Consider the following 16516-nt stretch of genomic DNA (forward strand, 5'->3'; position numbering starts at 1 on the left):
CGCGGCTCCGGAGGCGCGCGCGCTCGCCGGGAACGCGCTCGCGGCGGGCGTTCTGCCGTCGCCCTTGCCCGCGAAGGCTTCCGTCCGAAGCCCCGGTGGGGAGCCCTGATCCGATTCGGGCCGGGGGTAGGGCCGGGGCCGGGTGTCCGAATCCAATCCGTTCGGCGACGCGGATCCCGCATCCTGCCATTTCGATTCCGACCCGCGGTCCCGGTCGTGCCGCAGGCCGTGAACCGCGCCGGGTCTGCGGCTCCCGGCCGCCCGCGCACGCTCGGCGGACGGGATGACAACGTCGTCCAGCAGCAGCGGATCGGCGCGCAGGATCATGTTCTGGACACGCCGCAGATCCGCCCCCGGATCGATGCCCAGATCCTCGGCGAGCCGCGAGCGTGTGTCGTTGTAGACCGCCAGCGCCTCGCCCCGGTGGTCGGCACGGTAGAGAGCGATCATGCGGAGCATGGCGAGGCGTTCGTGGTGCGGATGTTCCGCCGTGGCCCGCGCCAGCTCTTCGAGTACGAGTTCCCGCTGGCCGAGCGCGAGCCGGGCCTCGGCGCGCTGGGTGACCGCCGAGAGGTACGACTCGTCGAATCCCGTCCCCAGCCTGCGGACGAGGGAGTCCGACGCGGTGCCGGCCAGCACCGGCCCGCCCCAGTCGGCGAGCGCCGGATCGAGGATCCGGAGCCGGTCCGCGTGGTTGTCCGCCCGTTCCGCCCGCTGGAGCGAGGAACGGAAGCGGTGCAGGTCGACGGCGCCCGGATCCCCGTCGACGAGGTATCCGCCACTGCCCTTGTGGAGCGAGAAGCCGTGTTCCGCCGCCCCCTCCTCGACGAAACGCCCGCGCAGGCGCGAGACATGGACCTGAAGGCTGCCGCGGGCGCTCGACGGAGGATGCCCCTCGTCCCAGAGCAGATCGATCAGCCGGTGCGCCGGGACGACCCGGCCGATGTCGAGCAGCAGCAGCCCGAGCAGCAACCGCTCACGGCGACGCCCGATCCGAAGCGATGCACCACTGGACACCCATTCCAAACCTCCCAGAACGCGAAACCGCATTCCCCCACCGGTCATGCGGTGAATCCTCCGCAATCACCCGGCTCAATGGCAAGCGTCTGGCAAGCAGTTGGCCAGCCCGTGGCCGGTGATTTCTGGGAGTTTTGCCAGCCTGCCCGAGCTCGACACGGGGGGTTCGGGCGGCAGGCAAGAGGAAGGTGTCGACCAGCATGTCCTCCGAGATGTCCCAGACCGACGACCGGGCCGACGACCGGACAGACCGTACCCGCTTCCACGCCGAGGCCGGCGCATCGCAGCCGTCGGAACTCCCACTGGCCTGGATCGGACAGAACCCGGACAACCCGCGCGAGGCGCTGAGAGACCTCCAGCCACTGACCACCAGCATTCGCGAGATCGGCCTCGTCAACGCCATCACCGTCGCCTCCGTCGAGGCGTACGTGCGCGAGCGGCCGAGCCGGGCCGTCGAACTCGCCCCGAACGCCCGCTACATCGTGGTCGACGGCCACCGCCGTCTGGAGGCGGCCCGGATCGCCGGTCTCACCCATGTCCGCGTCAGCGTGGAGGACGCCCTGGTGTCGACCGACCGGTCACTGCTCGAAGCCGCGTTCGTCGCCAATGTCCACCGGGACGACATGAACCCACTCGAACAGGCCCATGCCCTGAAGAAGCTCGTCGAGTTCTACGGCTCCCAGAACAAGGCCGCCAAGCGGCTCGGAATCGCCCAGTCCACGATCTCGTCCAAGCTCTCCGTACTCGAACTCGGCCCCGAACTCCAGGCGGATCTGCTCGCGGGCCGCCGCAAGGTCGTCCACGTACGCAATCTCTCCCGGCTCAGCCCTCAGCAGCAGAAGCAGCGGGCCGACGCGCGGGCCGCCGCCTCCGAGTCCCGTACGGCACAGACGAGGGCGGCCGACTCCCGGCACCGGCAGTCCGTTCAGCAGCCGACCGAGCTGCCGGGTGCCTCCCGGCAGCGGGCGGTGGTGACCATGCCGTGGTCGGACGGCGTCGCCTGCGCCGAGATCGCCATCTCGCGGATGCGCCCGGCCGAGCGGTCCAGGATGCTGCGGCGGCTCTGGCAGGAGGCGGAGAAGGAGGCCCGCGCGGCCCGGCTGGTCGCGCCCCGCCGGAGCTGAGACCTCGTACGGGCCGGTGGGCCCGTGGAGTGCCGGTGGGCCGGTGGAGTGGGGGCGACACTGCGGGATCGGGCGTCCCGCGGCGGCTCCCTGCCACGGGAGAACCCGGCCCCGAGAACTCCGCCCGGCGCCGTACACCCCCTGGTCCGGCACTCCCTGGTCCTGCACTCCCTGGCCCGGTGCCCCGCCGCCCCAACGGCTCCCCCGTTGTCTCCGGGGTCGGTGTCCCCGCTGTCCGCCCCGCGCCCCGGTCATGCCCGCCGTGACCTGGGGGACGCCTATGATTTGAACCCGAACAATATGGTCAGTCATCCGTCACAGGAGGGTTCGTGCCTGGTCAGCGACCCATTGCCGAGACCGAGCGAGCGATCCGCGCCAAGCTGGGAGACACCCCGATCCGGCATGACCAGATGGCCATGGTGGGCAATATCCACCGCGCGGCGGCGGCCGTACGCCAGCATGTGGAGAACTCCGTACTGCGTGGTTCGGATCTGACCTGGACGGGCTTCGTGGTGCTCTGGGTGGTCTGGATCTGGGGCGAGATGGAGACCCGACTGGTGGCCGAGGAGGCGGGCATCTCCAAGGGCACGCTGACGGGTGTCGCCCGCACTCTGGAGTCACGCGGGCTGGTCGTCCGTACCGATCACCCGTCCGACGGCCGCCGTGTGCTGCTGGCGCTCACCGACGAGGGCGAGTCGCTGATGCGGCGCCTGTTCCCCGAGTTCAACGAGGAGGAGGCGTTCGTCGCCGAGCAGCTGAGCGACGAGGAGTGCCGGCGGACGGCGGAGGCGCTGCGGCGCGTGGTGGTGCAGATCGAGACGCACGGCGAGGAGCGGCGGGAGCGGCTTCTGGGCGGTGAGCCGCCGGTTCCGCGCCGGAGCGGACGCCGCCGGAGGGCCGCGGACGCACAGGCGGCGAGGAAGCCGAACTCGTAGACGACCCTGCCTCGGGCCCCTGCCCCGCCGCGGTCGCGGGCGCCGCGCCGATGTGCCCGCGCGCGGTTCGCGGAAAGCCGGGAACGGGTGCTCGCGGGTGACCGGACACCGCGAACCGTGCTCGGCGGCACCCTGCGCCAGGACATGAACGGCCTTGAGGAGCCGCACCGCCACCTCGTCCCCCTGTGACACTGCGTCCCGGCTCCCGGATCGCCCGTATCGTCGGCGGCGAGAAGGCCGAGGCGTCCTGCTACCACCACCAGCGGATCGACCGGCTCGGCGAGGGGCCGCGGATCACCGTGCGGGCCGCGGACGGTACGCCCGAGGCGCTGGAACTCATCGGCGCGCGAGGCTGGCTGACGGCTGTTCAGTGGCACCGGAGGACACCGCGCACGAAGACGTGTCGCAGCAGCGGCTCTTCGACGCGTTCGTGCGGGCGGCGAGCGGGGCCGCAGGCGCCGAGCAGCCTCGAGAAGCAGGGACTCGGGCCGGGAGCGGCGGGCGTGGCAGGCCGGGACCCGCACCACAGGACCCCGCACCACAGCGCCCGCACCCCCAGGCCCCGCCCCCGCAGGACCCGCCGGCACCGGCCCGGCACCACAGCCCCCGGCGCACAGCCCCCGGCCCCGCAGAGCCCGGGTCCGTCGCCCCGCTCGCCGCTACCGCCTCGGCGGACGGATCCCCCGGAACTCCCAGTCCCCGCCGAGCGCCGTCGACAGCACCTCCTCCGACTCCGTGGGCTGCGCGCCCACATCCGCTCGGACGGCCGTCGGCCCGCCGACGATGCGATTGGTGAGCCGGCCCAGCCCTTCCGCCTCCACCTCCACCACGTCTCCGGGCTGTACGGGCCGTGAGCCGGCGGGGGTTCCGGAGAGCAGGACGTCGCCGGGCAGCAGGGTGATCGTGCGGGCGATGTCGGCGACGAGGTAGTGCATGTCCCACTGCATCTCGTCCGTCGAACCGTCCTGTACGACCTCGCCGTTGACGAACGTACGCAGCCGCTTGCCCCGGAAGTCCCAGCCGGTGACGAGCCCGGGGCCGAGCGGACAGAGCGTGTCGGAGCCCTTGACGCGGAGCATGGATCCGGCGTCGGTGTCCCGGAAGTCGTGCAGGCCGAAGTCGTTGGCGACGGTGTAGCCGGCGATGTACTCCCCCGCCTCGCCGGGCGCGATATCGCGGCAGGTCCGGCCTATGACGATCGCGATCTCGCCCTCGTAGTTGAGCCATTTGCAGCCCTCGGGCCGGACGATCGCTCCCTGGTGCGCGTTGAGCGACGAGGTCGGTTTGTGGAAGTACGTGGGGGTGTCCGGCAGCCGGATCCCGAACTCCTCCACCCGGCTGCGGTGGTTGAGATGGACCGCGATGATCTTGGTCGGGATGGCCGGCGGCAGATGCACGGCCTCGCCGGCCCGGACGCGCCGCCCGTCACCGGCGACCAGTTCGTCGCCGTCTCTCACGGTCTCGGTCACGGCTCCGTCGAGGAGGATCCGGCGGTACTCACGCATGTCTCAACTCTCCTGGTCGTCCGGTGCGGACCCGGTCCAGCCGGCGGCCGGGCGGTCGAACCACAGATGTGCCTGGCCGGTGCCGATGGCGTTCTCGTACTCCCCGTACTGACGCGCCCCGGCCGTGCAGGACTCCTCGCCGAGCGCGCCGACCATCATCAGATAGTGGGAGAACCTCGCCTCGGGCTTGTACCGGGCGAACTCGGGCATGGTCCGCAGGACTTCGCCGTGGCGGCCCTCCTTGAACCAGCCGATGCGCTCGCGGTCCGCCTCCCGCGCGGCGGCCGTGAAGATATGGGACGGATCGCTCGGCTCGTGGGCACGGAGTTCACGCAGGGGCCAGAAGGTGTGGGAGAGCGCGCCGGACGCGATCAGCAGGACCTTGCGGCCGGGTGTCGCGGCGATCCCGTCGGCGAGGGCGCGGCCGAGCCGGAGATGGTCCTCCGCGTCACCGGTCTGGCAGACGCCGATGCTGACCCAGCGCTTCTCGGGGAGACCTTCGCCGAGGTACTTCCACAGATTGAGGGTGGCGTAGTGGATCGGCAGGAAGTCGTCGTCGACCGGGGTGATCCAGGTCTCGTGTCTGTCGGCGAACGAGGCCACGTTGCGGGCGAGTTCGGGGTCGCCGGGAAAGTCGTACGGCATGCGCGTCATGCCGCGCGGCAGTTCCTCGGAGGTGAACAGGCCGGCCCGGCGGCTCTGCGCGGTCACGACGAACTCGACGGTGGTGGCCCAGTGCGAGTCCAGCACGACCACGGTGTCGTAGTCGGCCTTCTCGAAGACGTCCCGGCGCAGTTCCCGCAGCCCGGTGACGAGGGTGATCTCCCGGCCGTGGTTCAGCGCCAGCCGGTCGGCCTCCGGGAGGACGATGGTGGGGACGTGCGAGAGCAGTCCGGCGCCGACGATCTCACCCATGGCCGTGCCACCCCTTCGGCGCCGTCACGGTGTTCTTGACGTCGCAGTAGAAGTCGAAGCTCCAGGTCCCGCCCTCGCGTCCGGTGCCGGAGAGCCGGGAGCCGCCGAACGGCGCACGGAGGTCGCGTACGAAGAAGCAGTTGACCCAGACCGTGCCCGCGACGAGTCGCGCGGTGACCCGGTCCGCGCGCTCCCGGTCGCCGGTGGCGACGGTGGCGGCGAGCCCGAAGCGGGTGTCGTTGGCGAGGGCGACGGCCTCGTCCTCCGTACGGAAGGTCTGGAGCGTCAGCACGGGCCCGAAGACCTCCTCCTGCACGATCTCGCTGTCCTGTGCCACGTCCGCCAGAAGGGTCGGCCGATAGTACAGGCCCCCCAGCCCGGTATGCGGCCCGCCGCCGATGACGGCCTTCGCCCCGGCGGCCACGGCACGCCGGACGAAGCCGTCGACCTTCGCGAACTGGCGGGGATGGACGGTGGGACCGATGTCTGTGGAATCCTCGCGCGGATCGCCCTGCCGGAGCCGCTCCGCCCTCTCGGTGAAACGGCGGGTGAACTCCTCGGCCACCGAGTCCTCCACGAGAAGGCGGGTGGCGGCCAGACACACCTGCCCGGCGTTGTCGTACTGCTCGACCGCCAACTCCGCGGCGAGGTCGAGATCGGCGTCGGCGAAGACCAGCAGCGGTGACTTGCCGCCGAGTTCGAAGCTGGTGGGGACGAGGTTCGCGGCGGCCGCGGCGGCGATCGTACGGGCCGTGGGCACCGATCCTGTGAAGCTGATCCGGCGCACGTCCGGGTGTGCGACGAGGGCCGCGCCGACCTCGGAGCCGTACCCCTGGACGACGTTCAGGACGCCGTGCGGCAGTCCGGCCCGTACGGCGATGTCCGCGAGGAGGGAGGCGGTGAGCGGGGACCACTCGGCGGGTTTGAGCACCACGGTGTTGCCCGCGGCGAGTGCGGGGGCGATCTTCCAGGTGGCGAGCATCAGGGGCGCGTTCCACGGAGTGATCAGCACACAGGGGCCGGCCGGGTCCCAGGAGACGTGGTTGGTGTGCCCCCTCGTCTCGAAGTCCTCGTGGCCGAGGTCCAGCAGCCAGTCGGCGAAGAACCGGAAGTTGTGGGCGACGCGGGGCATGACGCCTCGGAGGTGCGAGCGGAGGAGGGCGCCGTTGTCGTGCGTCTCGACGATCGCGAGGTCCTCGATGCGCTTCTCGACGCCGTCGGCGATGGCGTGCAGGATCCGGGCTCGCTCCGGCGCGCCGGTCGCCGACCAGCCGGGGAACGCGGCCTTCGCCGCCGCGACGGCGGCTTCGGCCTCGGCGGGCGTGCCGCGCGCGATCTCGCCCAGCGGGTGCTGGTCGATGGGCGAGAAGTCCGTGAAGGTCTCGGCGGAGCCGACCCGTCGGCCGTCGATGTGGTGCCGGGCGTCGACGCGGACGCCGGCGACGGTGATCGTGTCGTTCATGGGTGGTGGCGCTCCTGTCTTTCCTCACGTGGGCGTATGCGGATGCGTAGGCGTCTCGCGGCTGGGCGCCGCGCGTGTGGGCGTCTTGTGGGTGGGCTTCCGGGCGCGGACCCGTCACCCCACCCCGTCCGGCGCGCGGACCGGACCGAGGCGGGGCGGACGAACTCCGGCGGGGCCCGGGGACGCGGAGCCCCGGCGGCGCTTGATGCTCGGCGGCGCTTGAGGCTCGGAGTCCGGGGGCGACCCGCGGAGGCGGGGGCTACCGCAGCACTCGGCCGCCGTCCCACACCACGCCCACCTGCCGGAAGTACGCTGCGATCGGCTCGCGGACCTCCAGCCGGGCCAGTTCCTCCGTCGGGGACTCGAACAGTTCCAGGTCCGCCTCGCCGCGCCACGCCTGCCCCGCCTCGACGGACGCGGCGCCGGATTCGACCAGTTCGTCGAGGGCGAGGCCGCCGCCTTTCTCGATGGCGGGAAGCCGACGGTGGTGGGCCATGGGATGGCCGTTGACGAAGCCGTTGCCCGAGGAGGGCTCGCGCAGGGTGACGACTGCCTGGGCCAGTCGGCGGTCCGCCGCTGCGAGGGTCGCCCCGAAGCGCGCGCCCGGCTCGATGCGCGGCGCGGGGCCGTACGGATGCGGCCGGGTCTGGTGGATCGAACCGAGCTTCTTCGGATAGCCCTGATGCAGCCCGCGGGCGATCGCGAAGTCCTTGTCCACCCAGATGTAGACGCAGCGCGAGTACGTCCGGCCCCGGTATCCGCAGCGGACGACGGCGAACGCCTCCTTGTACTGGGCCCGCACCGGATCGAGCAGTTCTTCGCGCGAGTCGGAGCAGGACTGCCAGTCCGCCCAGATGAGGGCGACCGCTCCAGGGTCCTCGTCGGCGAGTTCCAGCGGCTCGGGAAGCAGTTCGCGCACCCGTGCCGGATCGGTGCGGTACTCGATGGTGAGGAGATCCCCGGAGTAACGCCAGGGCGGGGCCGGGATCAGCGACGAGTCACCCGTCGCCGTCCAGGGGTGGAAGAAACCACGTGTCGGCGACACGACACCCTCCTTTTCATTTGGATCCAAATAATAATGCCGAGAACCCGCCCGTCAACCCCCCATCCCACCTGCTCACCAACCCCACGGGAACGGGCTCGCCGCAGTATTGCCAGCCCGCCGTGGAGCCAATACGTTTGACCCCAAACATACTCTCGGCGTACACGCCACTGGACAACCGGACCGAGCAAAGGGCCATGCCCATCGCCCGAACGACCGGAATGGAGCGCGCAGTGCCGGACCGCCCCACCCCCAACGACCTCGCCGCCCTCGCGGACCACCTCACCGAGCGGGGCATCGATCTCGTCCGCGTGCTCTGGAGCGATCTGCACGGGGTGGCCCGCGGCAAGGAGGTCCACGTCACCGAGTTGACCCGGTTCGGCGGACCGGGGCTCTCGTTCTGTCAGGCCGTCATGGTCACCGACCTCGCCGGAAACCCCGTGGACCTGCCCGAGAGTTCGGGCAGCGGCTGGCCCGACGCCCATGCCCGGATCGACCCGGACACCCTCGCCGTCCCGGACCACGTCCCCGGAACCGCGTACCTCCTGGCCGACGTGGTCGGCACCGCCGACGCGCACGCCCCCCTGCCACTGGACCCGCGCGGCCTGCTGCGCCGCCAGGTGGACCGGCTCGTCCGATCGGGACACCACCCCGTCGCCGCCCCCGAGCTGGAGTTCTATCTGCTGGCCCCCGACCCGTCCGCCCCTCTCGGCTGGCGGCGGTACTTCGAGCGCGACACGGCCGGATACGCGGTCGGGGCGGCGTACGACCCCGATCTGCTGCTGCCCCTGCTGATCCGCGAGTGCCGCGCGCTGGGGCTCGGCGTCCAGACCGGGAACCAGGAGTTCAGCGGCGGGCAGTTCGAGATCAACCACACCCACGGCCCCGCCCTGGACGCCGCCGACCGGGCCTTTCTCTTCAAGTACGCCGTGAAGGAGATCGCCGCGAGCCGGGGGCTTCGGGCCACTTTCATGGGCAAGCCCTTTTCGGAGAAGGCGGGCAGTGGACAGCACGTCCATATCTCACTCGTGGACGCCGAGGGCGCCCCTCTCTTCGCGGACCCGGCCGCCGCCGACGGCTTCGGCGACCTCGGACGCTTCTTCCTGGCCGGCGTACTGGAGCACGCGCCGGCGCTCAGCGCCGTCCTCAATCCCACGGTCAACGCCTACAAGCGCCTGGCCTCCCCAGACTCCCTCGCACCCACCACGGCCAACTGGGGCCACGACAACCGGACCGCCTACGTTCGAATCCCGCCCGAGCGTGGGTCCGGCACCCGGATCGAGGTCCGGGTCGCCGATGGCGCGGCCAACCCGTATCTCGTCCTCGCGGCCCTGCTGGCCGCAGGCCGGGACGGGATCGCACGTGAACTCACCCCTCCCCCGGCCATGGCTCCCGGCGGCCCGCCGGTCCCCGCCACCTTCCGCGACGCCCTCACCGCTCTTGAGCGGGACACCTCGCTCACCGAATCGCTGGGCTCCTCCTTCACCGAGGTCTTCCTCGCGCTCAAGCGCGCGGAGCTGGCCCGATTCGAACGCGCCGTCACCGACTGGGAGTTCCACGAGTACGCGCACATGCTCTGAACCGCACCCGAACCCGTACCCGTACCCAATCCGCATCCGCATCCGCATCCGCACCCGCACCCGCACCCGCACCCGCACGAGGAACACGAGGGAATCATGGACCTGCAGCACTGGCTCGGCGAAGCGGCCCGCTCCCATGAGCGGTGGGCGGCCGGCTTCGGACCGTACGAGACGCATCCTTCGCTCGCCGTCGACGACCAGCGCTTCGCCGAGGTCTTCGGAGAGTTCACCGAGAGACTCAAGGACAACTACCCCTTCTTCCATCCCCGTTACGCGGGCCAGATGCTCAAGCCCCCGCATCCGGCCGCGGTGGTCGGCTACACCACGGCGATGCTGATCAACCCCAACAACCATGCCCTGGACGGCGGTCCGGCCACGGCCGCGATGGAGAAGGAGGTCGTCCAGCAGCTCGCCTCCATGTTCGGCTTCACCACCCACCTCGGCCATCTGACCACCAGCGGGACCGTCGCCAACCTGGAGGCCCTCTTCGTCGCCCGCGAACTCCACCCCGGCAAGGGCGTCGCCTACAGCGCCGAGGCCCACTACACGCACAGCCGGATGTGCGGCGTCCTCGGCGTGGAGGGCCACGCCGTGCCGACCGACGACCGGGGCCGGATGGACCTGGACGCCCTGGAGGCGCTGCTCCGCACCGGACAGGTGGGTACCGTCGTCGTCACCGCGGGCACCACGGGCCTCGGCGCGATCGACCCGATCGACCGGGTGCTGCCGCTCCGAGAGAAGTACGGCGTACGCGTCCATGTCGACGCGGCCTACGGCGGCTTCTTCACGCTGCTGGCCGGGGCGGCGGGCCCGGCCGGGCTCCCGGACGCGCCCTGGCGTGCCATCGCCCGATGCGACTCGGTGGTGGTCGATCCGCACAAACACGGGCTCCAGCCGTACGGCTGCGGAGCGGTGATCTTCGCGGACCCCGAGGTGGGCCGCTTCTATCTGCACGATTCGCCGTACACGTACTTCACCTCGAAGGAACTCCACCTCGGCGAGATCAGCCTGGAGTGCTCACGGGCAGGGGCCTCGGCCGCCGCCCTCTGGCTGACCTTCCGGCTGCTGCCGCTCACCTCCGACGGCCTCGGCCAGGTCCTCGCCGCCGGCCGCCGGGCGGCGCTGCGCTGGGTGGAACTGATCGACGCGTCGGACGTGCTGGAGGTCTATCAGGCCCCCGAGCTGGACATCGTCTCCTACTTTCCCGTCGTGAACCCGGCCGCGCCGGCCACCCTGTCCGCGATCGACGCGGCGTCGGAGCGCATGCTGCGGCAGGGCATGACGGAGGACGATCCGGTCTTCATCAGCACCCTGCGCGCCTCCGCGCCCGCTTTCACCGCCCGTCACCCGAAGATCACCGCGGACGCGGACGGGGCCCGCGTCCTGCGCAGCGTGCTGATGAAGCCGGAGTCGGAGCATCATGTCGACGCCCTCCACTCCCGTCTGGAACGGCTGGCGGACGGCCGGTCCTGAGAAGAGCGGCCTCCGCCCACCGGCGAGAACACCGCCCGGCTCTTACGGGAACCCCGGCACGGACCGCGCCCGGCAACCGCACGCGCGTCAGGCATCAGGCATCAGGCATCAGGCATCAGGCATCAGCGGAGTCGACCACATGGAAAGGCCCCCGCGCGCTCGGAGTACGTCACCCCGAGGCCGGGAGCCTTCCCCTGGCTCAGCGCCCCGACAGCCCGCGCCCTGTCGGGGCACGGGCCGTCCGGGCCGGCTCTGTCAGTCCTGCTTCTTGCGCCGGGTCCCGAAGACGATCTCGTCCCAGCTCGGAACCGCCGCGCGACGGCCCGGACGGACACCGTCCGCCTCCGCCTGACGGTCCGTCGTACCGGTGAGGCGGTCGCGATGGCCCGCGACCGATCTCGGCATCAGGACATCCGCGTACGCGGAACCCGCACCCGCCGACGCGGCGGGCGCCACCGGCTCCTCCGCCTCGGGCTCCTCAACCGGCTCCGGGACCGGCTCGGGCGGAGCCGGGCGTTCCGGTACGACCATGTCACCCCGGAAGCTCGGCACGGCTTCCAGAAGGCTCGTCAGGGAGTCGCGCTCCCCGCCGGTCTCCTCCGGACCGCCCGACGGGCCGCTTGCGCCGCCCCCTGCGGGACGGTCCGACTGCCGGTCGAGGGCCCGGTCCAGCGGCCGGTCCCTCGGCAGCCGCGCGATCCGCGGCACGAAGGGAAAGCTCGGCTCCTGGGCCGTGATCGTGTCGTCCGTCTCGCCGATCAGCGCGCGCGCCTCGTCGTCGACGGCCTGGACCAGCCTGCGCGGCGGATCGTACGTCCAGCTCGCCGAGTGCGGCTCACCCGCCACCCGGTAGACCAGCAGTACCTCCCAGGTGCCGTCGTCGCGGCGCCAGGAGTCCCACAGAGCAGTGTCCTTCTCGGCGCCGCGCAGCGTGAGCCGCTCGTGCACCGCCTCGCCCAGCTGCGGTCCGGTGTTCTCACCGGGACGGCGTACGGGGGTCTTCCGAGCCCGCTCGGCCATGAACGCGCGCTCCGCCAGCACCGGCCCCTCGAAGCGGCGCACCCTTTCGACCGGGATGCCGGCCATCTGGGCGACCTCTTCGGCCGAGGCTCCCGCACGTATACGTGCCTGGATGTCCCGGGGGCGAAGGTGGCTCTCGACCTCGATCTCGATCTGGCCGAGGCGGGCGCGGTCATTGCGAACGGCGGCACGAAGCCGCTCGTCGATCGGAAGGGTGTACTCCGTGCTGTCCGCAGCCTTGAGCACCAGTCGTGTGCCGTCGTTGGAGACGGCCACGACACGCAGTTCGGGCATGGGGACCTCCCGGGTGGTGCCTGCCGACGTCACCTGTGCGTCGCTGCTTCCGCTAGTCGAGTGTGGCCTGCCCGGGTGCAGCCTGCCACAACCTTGCCGAGTTGCTCCGGCGTGTCGGGCACGGGCCCTTGATCGCCGTTATGGCAAGGTTACCCGTTTGCCACCCAGTGTGACCACCCGGTCACTCTGAGTGCAGATATCCGTGCGATATCACGGCGCTGCCGGTTCGAGCGCCGCTTTCGGCCCCCTTCCCGAGGTCCGGACACCCATGAGGGTTCCCAGGCCCAGGGCTCGCCACAGTACTCCATTCGGGCCATCGGAGTGGACTGCCGCGCCAGCCCAGTTGTCGACGGGTGTGACGGTTCACCGCCGGGACATGGGTTGCGGGTGTTCTGGTTCACAGAATCTTCCCAAAGGGAACTAATCAGTTCGCCCATTTGTCCCTCATGCGTACGGGAGTGAAGGAAAGGCGAGCAGGGACTGAAGATGCATCAGAGGCCGGATACCGGACCAGACCGGGATGACCGGGACCGGGACGATCAGGCGGAACCGCGCGAGAAGCGGCTGGATCTCAGCGTCCCCCAAGTCGCCGGCAGCGCCCTCGCGGCGGTCGCGGCGGCGGTGCTCGCCTCCCGGCTCGGGGTCTACGGCACGATCATCGGCGCGGGCGTCGTCAGCGTGGTGGCCACCTGCGGCGGCTCCATCTTCCAGCATCTCTTCAGCCGTACCGGCGAGCAGTTGCGGGAGGCCACCGCTCCGGCCCGGCCGGGTTTCCGTCAGGTGCCGGTCTCCCCGGCCGCGCCCTCACCGCCACCGCCCCGGTCCGGGGAGAGCCCCACCCGGGCGCTGCCGACGGCGGGCGGCGGGGACGACGGCGGGCTCGGGCAGTACGGCGACGCCACCACCCACGGCACCCGCGTCCGGGGCTGGAAACGGCCGCTGATCGCCGCGGCCGTCGTCTTCGGGGTCGCGATGGGCGGCATCACCGGATACGAACTGCTCTCCGGCTCCGGGCTCGACGGAAGCCGGGGCACCACCGTCGGTTCGGTCGTCCGGGGCGGCGGAGACGACAAGCCCGCGCCCTCCGACACCCCTTCGAGCCCCCCCGATCACGACCGGACCCCGGAACGGAAGCAGAGCCCGAGCCCGGACGGCGACCACTCACCGGCTCCGGGACAGGACGGGAGCGGCGAGCCCACCGGTCCGGCGCCCAGCCCTTCACAGCCCGGACCGGCCGAACCGGCCGAACCGGCTCCCGAGGAGCCGGCCGCGCCGGGGACGGTTCCGCCCGCTCCGACGCCGTCCGCCCCCGGCACCGACACGCACACGGGCAGCGGTGCGGACCAGGGCACAGGGACCGGAACGGGGGCGGGCGGTTAGCGGAACGGGCGCGGACGCAAGCACCGGCACCCGCACCCGCACCCGCACCCGCACCCGCACCCGCACCCGCACCCGCACCCGCACCCGCAACGCCACCGGCACGGCAAAGGACACGAGCACGGGCACGGCACCGGCAACGGACACGGCAACAGACGCGCGTCAGTCGCCCAGCACCCGCCGCAGATAGTCGTTCCCGAACCGCCGGTCCGGGTCCAGCCGGTTCCGCAGCTCCGTGAACTCGCCGAACCGCGGATAGACCCCGGCGAGGTACTCCGCGTCCCGCGTGTGCACCTTGCCCCAGTGCGGCCGTCCGCCGTGCGCGATCATGATCCGCTCCACCGCCGTGAAGTACGAGCGGTAGGGCGTGCCCCGGTAGAGGTGCACGGCGATGTAGGCGCTCTCGCGGCCCGAGGCCGTGGAGAGCGCGATGTCGTCGGCCGGGGTGGTCCGCACCTCCACGGGGAAGCTGATCTTCAGCGGCGAGCGCTCGATCATCGCCTTCACCTCGCGCAGCGCCTCGACGCATGCCTCGCGGGGCAGGGCGTACTCCATCTCCACGAAGCGCACACGGCGCGGAGAGGTGAACACCTTGTAGGGAATGTCCGTGTACGTCCGCGCGGACAGCGCGCGGCTGGCGAGCCCGGCGATGGTGGGGATCGTCGCCGGCACCGCCCGGCCGAGCGAGTTGACCACCTGGAAGAGCCCGTTGGAGAACAGTTCGTCGTCGATCCAGCCACTGATCGTTCCGAGCGGGGCAGCGGGGCCCGCGCTGCGGTTGTTGCGCTTGGTGATGCAGTTGCCCGTATGCGGGAACCAGTAGAACTCGAAGTGCTCGTTCTCCGCGTTCAGCGCGTCGAAGTCCTGGGTGACCCGGTCGAAGGTCATCGGTTCCTCGCGCGCGGTCAGCAGGAAGAGCGGCTCCACGGCGAGGGTGATCGCGGTGACCACGCCGAGCGCGCCGAGACCGATCCGGGCGGCGGCGAAGACGGCGCGTTCCTCGTCGGTCCCCGACGCGGAGCAGGTGAGCAGGGAGCCGTCGGCGGTGACGAGTTCCAGCGCGGTGATCTGCGCGGCTATGGAGCCGGATTCACGGCCGGTGCCGTGGGTACCGGTGCTGACGGCCCCCGCGACGGTCTGCTCCATGATGTCGCCCATGTTGGTGAGCGACAGCCCCTCGCGCGCGAGGGCCGCGTTCAGCCGTCTCAGGGGCGTACCGGACTCGACGGTCACGGTCATCGCCGTACGGTCGATCCGGCGGATGCCGGTGAGCAGATCGGGGCGGATCAGCAGGCCGTCGGTCGCCGCGATGGCCGTGAAGGAGTGGCCCGTGCCAACCGTCTTCACCGTCAGACCGTCCTCGGCCGCTCCGCGGACCGCGTCGGCCACCTCCTCGGCCGATGCCGGGGAGACCTCCCGTGCGGGGCGGGAGGCGACGTTCCCCGCCCAGTTACGCCATATTCGCGTCGCGTTCTTCGTGCCGCTCGTCCTGCTGGTGCTCATCGCCCCGCTGCCCCTCCCGCGTCGGCACCGGCCTGCTCAGCCGGCGGTACCCAAGGAACGCCACCACGACCGCGAGCGCACCCGCGACCGTGGGCACCGCATAGCCCGTGCGCGCCCCGGCGGCGTCGACCACCCACCCCGCCGCTGCCGAGCCGAGCGCCACCCCGACGGCGAGCCCGGTACTGGTCCACGTCATGCCCTCGGTCAGTTTTTCGCGCGGTACATGCTCTCCCACGAGGGCCATGGTGGTCACCATCGTGGGCGCGATGGACAGGCCCGCTACGAAGAGCGCCACGGCCAGGAGCACGAGGTTCCCGGCCAGTTGGAGGGGGATCATACTCACGGCCATCGCACACACTCCCACCAGCCATCTGCGCCCGGCCCGGCCCTTGAGGTGGAGAAGTCCGAAGACGAGTCCGGCGAGGCAGGAGCCGAGAGCGTAGACGGCGAGCACCAGGCTCGCCGCCACCTTGTGGCCCTGCTCCTCCGCGAAGGCCACGGTGACCACGTCGACCGCGCCGAAGATCGCCCCCGTCGCCACGAAGGTGACCACCAGGACCTGGAGTCCCGGGGAGCGGAGCGCGGTGCCGCCGCCGTGGTGCTCGCGCGGGTGCGGCGTCGGCTCGGTGGCGTGCTGGGTGGTCAGCCAGAAGACGCCGATGAGCAGGAAGACCCCGGCCATCACCGGTCCGGCGGCCGGGAACCAGGCGGTGGACAGTCCGATGGAGATGATCGGGCCGAACACGAAGCACATCTCGTCGATGATCGATTCCCAGGCGTGCGCGGTGTGCAGCTCTCGCGGGGAATCCCGGTAGATGGCGGCCCAGCGGGCGCGGATCATCGAGCCGACGCTCGGGACGCAGCCGACCCCGGCGGCGAAGACGAAGAGGGTCCAGTCAGGCGCGCCCGCCTGGGCGCAGATGAGCAGGCCGGAGGCCGCCGCGACGGACACAAGGGTGGCGGGGCGCAGCACCTTGGACTGGCCGTGCCGGTCGACCAGCCGTGAGATCTGCGGACCGATCACGGCGGCCGACAGCGCCAGCGTCGCGGCGAGCGCGCCCGCGAGCCCGTAGCGGCCGGTGAGCTGGGAGATCATGGTGACGACGCCGATGGCCATCATGGACAGCGGCATCCGCCCGAAGAATCCTGCGGCGGAGAACGCCTTGCTGCCGGGGGCGGCGAAGATGGCGCGGTAGGGACTGGGCAACGAGGACTCCGGCGTCGGGCACTCTCCGGGCAGGGAAGTGCTCCGGTAAGGCGTACGGATGG

13 protein-coding genes and 1 pseudogene are annotated in these 16516 nt (G+C 71.4%); 6 read left to right on the forward strand and 8 right to left on the reverse strand.

Going from position 1 to position 16516, the window contains the following annotated elements; genetic code table 11:
• The coding region (locus ACWEFL_RS08010; protein WP_451709071.1) for an AfsR/SARP family transcriptional regulator at nt 1-1017 on the reverse strand (1017 nt) is incomplete at its 3' end.
• A 200-nt stretch (nt 1018-1217) separates the two neighbouring features.
• Between ACWEFL_RS08010 and ACWEFL_RS08015 the strand changes: the two genes are divergently transcribed.
• The 3 genes and pseudogenes from ACWEFL_RS08015 to ACWEFL_RS08025 all read left to right on the forward strand — a co-directional run.
• Nucleotides 1218-2141: a ParB/RepB/Spo0J family partition protein gene (locus ACWEFL_RS08015; RefSeq protein WP_451709074.1), complete on the forward strand. Its 924-nt coding sequence runs from the start codon at nt 1218-1220 to the stop codon at nt 2139-2141.
• 329 nt (nt 2142-2470) lie between these two features.
• A complete protein-coding gene (locus ACWEFL_RS08020) occupies nt 2471-3076 on the forward strand; it encodes a MarR family winged helix-turn-helix transcriptional regulator (protein ID WP_451709077.1) in 606 nt (201 codons plus the stop codon).
• 111 nt (nt 3077-3187) lie between these two features.
• Nucleotides 3188-3521: pseudogene (locus tag ACWEFL_RS08025) on the forward strand (gamma-glutamyl-gamma-aminobutyrate hydrolase family protein); the annotation flags it as partial.
• Between the two features lie 214 nt (nt 3522-3735).
• Here ACWEFL_RS08025 and ACWEFL_RS08030 read toward each other — a convergent pair.
• The 4 genes from ACWEFL_RS08030 to ACWEFL_RS08045 form a co-directional block, all read right to left on the reverse strand.
• Nucleotides 3736-4581, reverse strand: coding sequence for a fumarylacetoacetate hydrolase family protein (locus ACWEFL_RS08030; protein WP_451709080.1), 846 nt, complete (start codon nt 4579-4581; stop codon nt 3736-3738).
• Nucleotides 4582-4584: 3 nt separating this feature from the next.
• Nucleotides 4585-5496, reverse strand: a complete 912-nt coding sequence (locus ACWEFL_RS08035; protein ID WP_451709082.1) for a 3,4-dihydroxyphenylacetate 2,3-dioxygenase — start codon at nt 5494-5496, stop codon at nt 4585-4587.
• Nucleotides 5489-6958, reverse strand: a complete 1470-nt coding sequence (locus ACWEFL_RS08040) for an aldehyde dehydrogenase (protein WP_451709085.1) — start codon at nt 6956-6958, stop codon at nt 5489-5491. Before ACWEFL_RS08040 ends, ACWEFL_RS08035 begins: the two co-directional genes overlap by 8 nt.
• Nucleotides 6959-7217: 259 nt before the next feature.
• Nucleotides 7218-8003 carry an acetoacetate decarboxylase family protein gene (locus tag ACWEFL_RS08045; RefSeq protein ID WP_451709087.1) on the reverse strand — a complete coding sequence of 262 codons (786 nt, stop codon included), beginning with the start codon at nt 8001-8003 and terminating at the stop codon, nt 7218-7220.
• Between the two features lie 194 nt (nt 8004-8197).
• On the opposite strand from ACWEFL_RS08045, the gene ACWEFL_RS08050 reads away from it, so the two are divergent.
• Nucleotides 8198-9580 carry a glutamine synthetase family protein gene (locus ACWEFL_RS08050; RefSeq protein WP_451709090.1) on the forward strand — a complete coding sequence of 461 codons (1383 nt, stop codon included), beginning with the start codon at nt 8198-8200 and terminating at the stop codon, nt 9578-9580.
• Between the two features lie 96 nt (nt 9581-9676).
• Nucleotides 9677-11053: a pyridoxal phosphate-dependent decarboxylase family protein gene (locus ACWEFL_RS08055; RefSeq protein ID WP_451709092.1), complete on the forward strand. Its 1377-nt coding sequence runs from the start codon at nt 9677-9679 to the stop codon at nt 11051-11053.
• Nucleotides 11054-11308: 255 nt separating this feature from the next.
• Here ACWEFL_RS08055 and sepH read toward each other — a convergent pair whose 3' ends face one another.
• Complete coding sequence (gene sepH / locus ACWEFL_RS08060; RefSeq protein WP_451709094.1) at nt 11309-12367, reverse strand: septation protein SepH; 1059 nt, start codon at nt 12365-12367, stop codon at nt 11309-11311.
• A 486-nt stretch (nt 12368-12853) separates the two neighbouring features.
• Between sepH and ACWEFL_RS08065 the strand changes: the two genes are divergently transcribed.
• Nucleotides 12854-13747, forward strand: coding sequence for a hypothetical protein (locus ACWEFL_RS08065; RefSeq protein WP_451709097.1), 894 nt, complete (start codon nt 12854-12856; stop codon nt 13745-13747).
• A gap of 159 nt (nt 13748-13906) precedes the next feature.
• Here the strand turns inward: ACWEFL_RS08065 and ACWEFL_RS08070 are convergent, their stop codons facing one another.
• Together ACWEFL_RS08070 and ACWEFL_RS08075 are read right to left on the reverse strand one after the other, a co-directional pair.
• A complete protein-coding gene (locus tag ACWEFL_RS08070; protein ID WP_451709099.1) occupies nt 13907-15247 on the reverse strand; it encodes a D-arabinono-1,4-lactone oxidase in 1341 nt (446 codons plus the stop codon).
• Nucleotides 15195-16454, reverse strand: a complete 1260-nt coding sequence (locus ACWEFL_RS08075; protein WP_451709102.1) for an MFS transporter — start codon at nt 16452-16454, stop codon at nt 15195-15197. The genes ACWEFL_RS08070 and ACWEFL_RS08075 overlap by 53 nt, the downstream gene beginning before the upstream one ends.
• Nucleotides 16455-16516 lie beyond the last annotated feature (62 nt).

This window comes from Streptomyces sp. NPDC004838, assembly GCF_053600955.1.

What these genes read in the sequence shown, in the direction of transcription:
- sepH (WP_451709094.1), bottom strand. Translation starts at nt 12,367, where the DNA reads ATGCCCGAACTGCGTGTCGTGGCCGTCTCCAACGACGGCACACGACTG.
- ACWEFL_RS08040 (WP_451709085.1), bottom strand. Translation starts at nt 6,958, where the DNA reads ATGAACGACACGATCACCGTCGCCGGCGTCCGCGTCGACGCCCGGCAC.
- ACWEFL_RS08050 (WP_451709090.1), top strand. Translation starts at nt 8,198, where the DNA reads ATGCCCATCGCCCGAACGACCGGAATGGAGCGCGCAGTGCCGGACCGC.
- ACWEFL_RS08055 (WP_451709092.1), top strand. Translation starts at nt 9,677, where the DNA reads ATGGACCTGCAGCACTGGCTCGGCGAAGCGGCCCGCTCCCATGAGCGG.
- ACWEFL_RS08065 (WP_451709097.1), top strand. Translation starts at nt 12,854, where the DNA reads ATGCATCAGAGGCCGGATACCGGACCAGACCGGGATGACCGGGACCGG.
- ACWEFL_RS08015 (WP_451709074.1), top strand. Translation starts at nt 1,218, where the DNA reads ATGTCCTCCGAGATGTCCCAGACCGACGACCGGGCCGACGACCGGACA.
- ACWEFL_RS08035 (WP_451709082.1), bottom strand. Translation starts at nt 5,496, where the DNA reads ATGGGTGAGATCGTCGGCGCCGGACTGCTCTCGCACGTCCCCACCATC.
- ACWEFL_RS08030 (WP_451709080.1), bottom strand. Translation starts at nt 4,581, where the DNA reads ATGCGTGAGTACCGCCGGATCCTCCTCGACGGAGCCGTGACCGAGACC.
- ACWEFL_RS08070 (WP_451709099.1), bottom strand. Translation starts at nt 15,247, where the DNA reads ATGAGCACCAGCAGGACGAGCGGCACGAAGAACGCGACGCGAATATGG.